The organism is Acidobacteriota bacterium, assembly GCA_039028635.1.
In the GTDB taxonomy this organism is placed as follows: Bacteria; Acidobacteriota; Thermoanaerobaculia; order Multivoradales; family JBCCEF01; genus JBCCEF01.
The window spans coordinates 33,197-39,452 of sequence record JBCCHV010000062.1 but is presented as its reverse complement, the minus strand read 5'-3'; the positions used below and the strand labels follow the sequence as shown (position 1 = coordinate 39,452).

Below are 6,256 nucleotides of genomic sequence, written 5' to 3'. Positions count from 1 at the left end.
CTTTTAGCCCCCCTGAGATAAACAGCAGGCTGCTGAAAAAGTCCGAGTCCGAAGGCTTCCGGCCCGCGTGGGACCCCGAGCCCAGCGGGCGAGGCGGCGCCGAAGGCGCCGAGGACGGGGGTGAAGGCGCGCGACATGCGCGCGCGCCTGAGGGGGGCGCCTTTTAGCCCCCCTGAAATAAACAGCAGGCGCTGAAGAAGCCGCCACGCGGCTTTTTCAGCAGCCTGCTAGCAGGCGATGGAGCGAAATCCGCGACGCCACCAGCAGGGCAAACATCACCACCGAGACGAGGGAAAGGGTGATCGGGTCGCGGTGTGCCGTGTGGGCGACGATCGCGGTGAGCAGGAACAGGGCGGTGCCGGCGTAGGCCCAGTCCTTGGCGACCAGCGGCACGATCGGCAGCAGGAGCACGACCACCGCGACCAGCTTGAGGACGGCGAGCTGAAGGCGGAAGAAGTCCGGGAAACCAAGCTCTCGAACGCCCTCGATGGTGGCGCGGTGGAAAAAATAGGTGAGAGCGCTGGCGAGCAGAAAAAGCACCACCAGCGCTGTCGAAATCCAGTACAAGAGACGCATGCTCAAGGGGCTCCGCTGCGGTCGATGGCCGACCCTGGCCCTGAGCTGCGAGGGCCACCTTCCCGAAGCTCGGCCCGCGACTGGCGGTACGGCGGCGTAGGAGCGATCAAGCGCGTCAGGGAACGTCCTGTTCGTCGACGGCGATCATCGATCCAAGGCCGCGGATGCGGCGCTGGACCTTGCGTCCTTCCTTCTCGTAGATGATGTAGGTGACGTCGTTCTTTTTCACCTTGGCCAGAATCTCGAATTTGGCGAGCTCCGGCGGAGTGGCGATGGAGTCGTCCATGATCCACTCCTCCGCGTCCAGGATCGGCGGAGACTGGGGCGTCTCCTTGGCGGGTTCCGGGTCCGGGCGAACCGCCTGGTTGGAGACATTGGCCGGCGCCTCGTCGCTGTCGGTGGTGCCGCCGCTGCGGCAGCCGAAGGTGAACAGGGCGAGGATCAACAGGGCTACGAGAATTCTCACGGATACCTCCTGGACCGAATGTCGCGGATTGGATTGCAGCCGCTCTTGGTGGCCGCTCATGGCGCTCGATCCTAGCAGCCTGCGGGCATCGGCAAGGCGGCGGTTCTATAATCGTGGGGAACTGACCGGGAGAGGCCCATGACGCTGCGAGAGTCCGATCTGATCTACGACTGGAACCGCCTCGGACAAGGCGACCTCGAGCCGGCGCGACCGCGCCTCGAGCTCGACGACGAGACCTTGCGCGATGGCCTGCAGTCGCCTTCGGTTCTGACTCCGACGATCGACGAGAAGCTCGAGATCCTGCACTACATCGCGGAACTCGGGATCGAGGGCGCCAATATCGGTCTGCCCGGTGCCGGCCCCCACGTGGTTCGCGACGTCACGCGCCTGGCGCGGGAGATCGTCGACCAGAAGCTGCCCATCTCACCGAACTGTGCGGCTCGGACCCTGCGCGCCGACCTCGAGCCGATCGTCGAGGTCAGTCAATCCACCGGGATTGCCATCGAGGTCGCTTGCTTCATCGGGTCGAGCCCGATTCGTCAGTATGCCGAGACCTGGAAGATCGATCGCATGCTGAAGCTCACCCAGGAGGCGGTGGAGTACGCCACCGGTGAAGGGCTGCCGGTGATGTTCGTCACCGAGGACACCACCCGGGCCCATCCGGACGACCTGCGTCGCCTCTACACGGTGGCTATCGAAGCCGGTGCCCGGCGGCTCTGCATCGCCGACACGGTCGGCCATGCGACGCCCTCCGGGACCGGCCACCTGGTGCGCTTCATCCGCGATCTGGCGGACCGCAGCGGCGAGCAGGTCAAGGTCGATTGGCACGGTCACAAGGACCGTGGGCTGTCGGTGATCAACGCTCTGACGGCGGCGGCGGCCGGGGCCGATCGTCTGCACGGCACCGCCATCGGCATCGGCGAGCGCGTCGGCAACACGCCGATCGACCAACTGCTGGTCAACATGCAGCTACTCGGCTGGATCGACCGCGACCTCAGCAAGCTGCCGGCCTACTGCCGGCGGGTTTCGGAAGCCACCGGCGTGCCCTTGCCGGACAACTATCCGATCTTCGGCAAAGACGCCTTTCGCACCGGCACCGGCGTCCACGCGGCGGCCATCATCAAGGCGCGGGCGAAAGGCGATGACTGGCTGGCGGATCGCATCTATTCGGGAGTCCCGGCGGCCATGATCGGGCGTCGCCAGCGCATCGAGATCGGACCCATGTGCGGCGAGTCGAACATCGTCTACTGGCTCGAAGAGCGCGGCATCGCGGCCGAGAGTGAGCTGGTGGGACAGATTCTGCGCGCCGCCAAGGAGGCGACGCGGGTGCTCGAAGAGCAAGAGCTGCTCGACATCTGCCGCTCCTGCGGCGCCCAGGTCGGCTGACCCGCGCCCGCATGACCGCCGCCGATTCCATCTCCGGCGCCGATTCCAGCTCCGAGGCCGCCCTCTGGCGGCGGCTGGTCGATGCCTGGACCGAGGGACTGACCGTCGAGCGCGGCCTCTCCGATCACACCGTCGCCGCCTATCGCCGCGACCTCGAGCGCGCCGGCCGCGATCTCGCCGACCGCGGCCAGGATCTCCTCGCCGCCTCACCGGAGGCCCTCGCCGAGCATTTGCGCGGGCTGCGCCGGCGTGGCCTCGCGGCGCCCAGCATCCGCCGCGCCCTGTCGTCCCTGCGCGGCTTCTTCGGTCATCTGGTGTTGGTGGGAGAGCGCCACGACGACCCTTCCACCCACCTGGTGGCGCCGCGCTTGCTGCAGCGCCTGCCCAAGGTGCTCAGTGCCGGCGAGATCGAGCGCCTGCTGGCGGCTCCCGACCCGGACACGCCGCTGGGCTTGCGCGACCGCACCATGATCGAGCTGCTCTATGCCACCGGGCTGCGGGTGAGCGAGCTGGTCGGGCTCGGCCTGGCGCAGCTCCGGCCGGACCCCCGCGGCCGCCTCGAGGCTGGCTTTCTGGTGGTCTTCGGCAAGGGCTCGAAGGAGCGCGTGGTGCCCGTCGGCGAGGTCGCCGAGGGTTGGCTCGGTCGCTATCTGCGGGTTGGCCGGCCGGCCCTGGCGCGCGGCCGCCATGGCCGGGTGCTGGTCAACCGCTTGGGAGATCCGCTCACTCGCCAGGGCTGTTGGAAGGTCCTCAAGGGCTACGCCCGACGGGTCGGCCTGCCGGAAGTCTCGCCCCACGTCTTGCGCCACAGCTTCGCCACCCATCTACTCGAGCACGGTGCCGACCTGCGGGCGGTGCAGGCGATGCTCGGCCACAGCGACATCTCGACCACCGAGATTTACACCCACATTCACCAGGCCCGACTGAAGAGCCTCTACGATGAATTTCATCCGCGGGCGTGACGTCGGCCCGCCGGGGCCCGTATCTCGGGCGATGAAGCGCTTTGGGTGGATCGTCGGGTTGGGCCTGTTGGTCGCCCTGCCGCTGTCGGGCGAGCTGGTGGTGTTCACCGACGGCGGCTACCTCAAGGTGGCCGCCTTCGAGGCCCACGGCAACCGGCTGCACGTCGAGCTGGTCGGCGGCGGCAGTATGACGGTGCCCCTCGAACGGGTCGACCGGGTGGTCGACGACGAGGTCGTGATCTTGCCGGAGGAGCCCGAACCGGCGCCGCCGGCGGAGCCGGACTGGACCTTCTCGCAGGATGCGCCGGTGCCGGCGACGCCCTACGGTGAGGAGATCTATGCCGCCGCCCAGCGCCACGAGCTCGATCCGGAGCTGGTGGCGGCGGTGGTGCGGGCCGAGTCCGCCTTCGATGCCCGCGCCGTCTCTCACAAGGGCGCCCGGGGGTTGATGCAGCTCATGCCGGCGACCGGCCGGCGTTTCGGCCTGCGACCGGATCAGCTGTTCGAGCCGAGCCGCAATCTCGAGGCCGGCTCACGCTACCTCGGCTGGCTCTTGGAGCGCTTCTCCGGCGACCTGCGACTCGCCCTGGCGGCCTACAACGCCGGCGAGGGCACCGTCGATCGCTACGGCGGGGTGCCGCCGTACCGCGAGACCCGCAACTACATTCGGCGTATTTACCGCTTCTTGGGCTTGTCTTCGGAGGGCTGAGGCTCGTCCTCCGAGCTCGCCGGGGCCGGGACGCCCTCGCGAAAGCGCATCACCACCACGGTGCGGTCGTCGCCCACCGGGCGACCGCCGGTGTGCTCTTCGACCGCTGCCAGCAGGCGATCCCGCACCAGGGTGGCGGAGTGTGGTGGACTCTCCCGCAGGGCGCGGGCGACGGCGCCGTAGCCGAAGGGTCGGCCATCGCCATCGACGGCTTCGATCAGGCCGTCCGAAAGCCAGACCAACACGTCCCCCGGCCGCAGGGTCAGGCGCTGGAAGCCGTACTTGCGGCCGAGCCCCCCGAGGGGAGAGCCGGGCAGCGCGATCTCGTCGACTTCGAAGCCGCGGATGCGGTAGGTCGGCGGGTGGCCGGCATTGGTGATCTCTACCTGGCGCTGCTCGAGGTCGATGACCGCGATGGTGGCGGTGACGAAGACCCGGCGATCCTCCCGCACCAGGGCGTCGAGGCGCTCGAAGATCTCCGTCGGCGCTTTGCCCTCGGACGCCAGGATGGTGAGGGCGGCCTTGATCATCGCCATCCTCAAGCCGGTCGGAAGGCCGTGACCGGAGACATCCGCCACCACCACCGCCAGGCGCCCTTCGCCGAGGGACAGGACGTCGAAGTAGTCGCCTCCGATGGCGGCGCTGGGGGCGAAGAGGGTGGAGAACTCGATGCTCTCGGCTTCCGGCAGATCGCGAGGCAGCAAGCTCTGCTGGAGTTGACGGGCGATCTCGAGCTCCTTCTCGAGGAGCTCCTTTTCGGTGGCGGTGGTGACCAGCTCTTCGAGATGCTCGGTCATGGCGTTGAAGGAGCGCTGGAGCTCGCCCACCTGGTCGTTGCGTTTGACCGGTATGCGCACCGAGAAGTCGCCCTGGCGCACCGCTCCGGTGGCGCGGCTGAGGCGACCGACGGCCTGGCTGAGGGTGAAGATCATGAAGGCGGCGACGATGGCGGCGACGACGTAGACGTCGAAGAGCAGAAAGGCGAAGACGAAGAGCGCCATCCACAGGCTGGCGTCGAGCTCGGCGGTGGTGGAGAAGAGCTTGCTGTGAACGGTGCGTGGCGTTCCCCGCAAAGTGACCGCGAAGGAGGGGGCGAGCTCGTCGCCGCTGGCGGCGTCGTAGAGCGGGCCGACCTTTTCGGCCCACAGCAGCAGCGGACGATCCCACAGCGACGGGTTGGTGGAGTCGGTGCCGCGGGGCGAGCGGCGGCGGAAGAACTGGCGGGCTTCTTCGAGGCTCTCCTGCTGCGGCCGCTGGAACGAGAAAGAGGTCGTGCCGATGGTGAGCTGAAGGCCGCGATCCTCGTCCTCTTCGTCGATCGGGGGATGGAGCACGACCCAGACGTCGGCGCGCTGGCTGAGCTCCGCTTCGAGGTCGCGCTGCCAGGTGGCGATGACGCCGGAGCGACCCGAGCGCACCGCCGCCGCCAGCGTCGGTTGACCTTCCAGGGAGATGAAGCGCTCTTCCGCCGTCTCGTCATCGGCCCACGCCGGCCAGCGTTCCGGCAGCCGCTCGTCGCCGGCGAAGCGCCGGCCATCGAGGTAGAAGGTGTAGGTCAAATTGCCGGCATCGGCCTGGCTCGGCTCGCGACCCTGGCGGGCCTCCGCCAGGCGATGGGCGGCGGCGCCGCGCAGCTGTTGCTCCGCCCCCAGGACCGCATCGTGGTAGAGGTGGCCGAGGAGGAAGCCGCTCAGCAGGTAGCCCACCGCTCCGAGAAGCAGAACCAGTAGCGGAATCGGCACCAGGCCGGTGAGGAAGTAGGAGAAGGCGAGGCGTCGTCCGACGGTCCACAGGGCGCGGTGATAGAGCCGCCAGCCGGCCCAGATCAACAGCAGAACCAGGCCCGCCAGCAGAACGAGCTGGAGGGCGGCGCTCAGGATCGGGATGCCGAGGAAGGCGACCACCACCGTCACGACGCAGGCCACCACCAGCCAGCGCAGTCCGCCCTGGCGGAGAAAGGAGAGAGACCCCACGGCCTTCTCTACGGATGGGGGGCGGCGCTGTTTCGCCGCGTCTGCCGGTTGGTGGGTGTCGCGATCTTTCATAGAATTGTCTATCGCTCCGCGGTGCGCCCACTCGAGGTCGCCGAAATCTTAGCGCGGACGATTCGCGAAGGGTGGCGTCTGCGACGTCCGGTGGGTGCGCTAGGGACTCGCC

General features: G+C 68.4%; 6 protein-coding genes. 3 read left to right on the top strand and 3 right to left on the bottom strand.

Annotated elements, in window-relative coordinates; all coding sequences use genetic code 11:
• Positions 1-216: 216 nt before the first annotated feature.
• A complete protein-coding gene (locus AAF604_20640; protein MEM7052089.1) occupies positions 217-576 on the bottom strand; it encodes a DoxX family protein in 360 nt (119 codons plus the stop codon).
• A gap of 115 nt (positions 577-691) precedes the next feature.
• A complete protein-coding gene (locus AAF604_20635) occupies positions 692-1,042 on the bottom strand; it encodes a hypothetical protein (GenBank protein MEM7052088.1) in 351 nt (116 codons plus the stop codon).
• 138 nt (positions 1,043-1,180) lie between these two features.
• On the opposite strand from AAF604_20635, the gene AAF604_20630 reads away from it, so the two are divergent.
• From AAF604_20630 to AAF604_20620, 3 genes are read left to right on the top strand one after another with little or no spacing between them, the layout of a single operon-like run.
• The gene (locus AAF604_20630) at positions 1,181-2,428 is read left to right on the top strand and encodes a 2-isopropylmalate synthase (GenBank protein ID MEM7052087.1); all 1,248 of its coding nucleotides are present in this window, start codon (positions 1,181-1,183) and stop codon (positions 2,426-2,428) included.
• An 11-nt stretch (positions 2,429-2,439) separates the two neighbouring features.
• Positions 2,440-3,390, top strand: a complete 951-nt coding sequence (locus AAF604_20625) for a site-specific tyrosine recombinase (GenBank protein MEM7052086.1) — start codon at positions 2,440-2,442, stop codon at positions 3,388-3,390.
• Between the two features lie 31 nt (positions 3,391-3,421).
• Positions 3,422-4,099, top strand: a complete 678-nt coding sequence (locus AAF604_20620) for a lytic transglycosylase domain-containing protein (GenBank protein ID MEM7052085.1) — start codon at positions 3,422-3,424, stop codon at positions 4,097-4,099.
• On the opposite strand, the gene AAF604_20615 is transcribed toward AAF604_20620, so the two are convergent.
• Complete coding sequence (locus tag AAF604_20615) at positions 4,066-6,072, bottom strand: SpoIIE family protein phosphatase (GenBank protein MEM7052084.1); 2,007 nt, start codon at positions 6,070-6,072, stop codon at positions 4,066-4,068. The two genes, AAF604_20620 and AAF604_20615, sit on opposite strands and share 34 nt — an antisense overlap.
• Positions 6,073-6,256 lie beyond the last annotated feature (184 nt).

Excerpts from the sequence above, each read along its gene's own strand:
- AAF604_20640 (MEM7052089.1), bottom strand. The coding sequence starts at position 576 with ATGCGTCTCTTGTACTGGATTTCGACAGCGCTGGTGGTGCTTTTTCTG.
- AAF604_20630 (MEM7052087.1), top strand. The coding sequence starts at position 1,181 with ATGACGCTGCGAGAGTCCGATCTGATCTACGACTGGAACCGCCTCGGA.
- AAF604_20625 (MEM7052086.1), top strand. The coding sequence starts at position 2,440 with ATGACCGCCGCCGATTCCATCTCCGGCGCCGATTCCAGCTCCGAGGCC.
- AAF604_20620 (MEM7052085.1), top strand. The coding sequence starts at position 3,422 with ATGAAGCGCTTTGGGTGGATCGTCGGGTTGGGCCTGTTGGTCGCCCTG.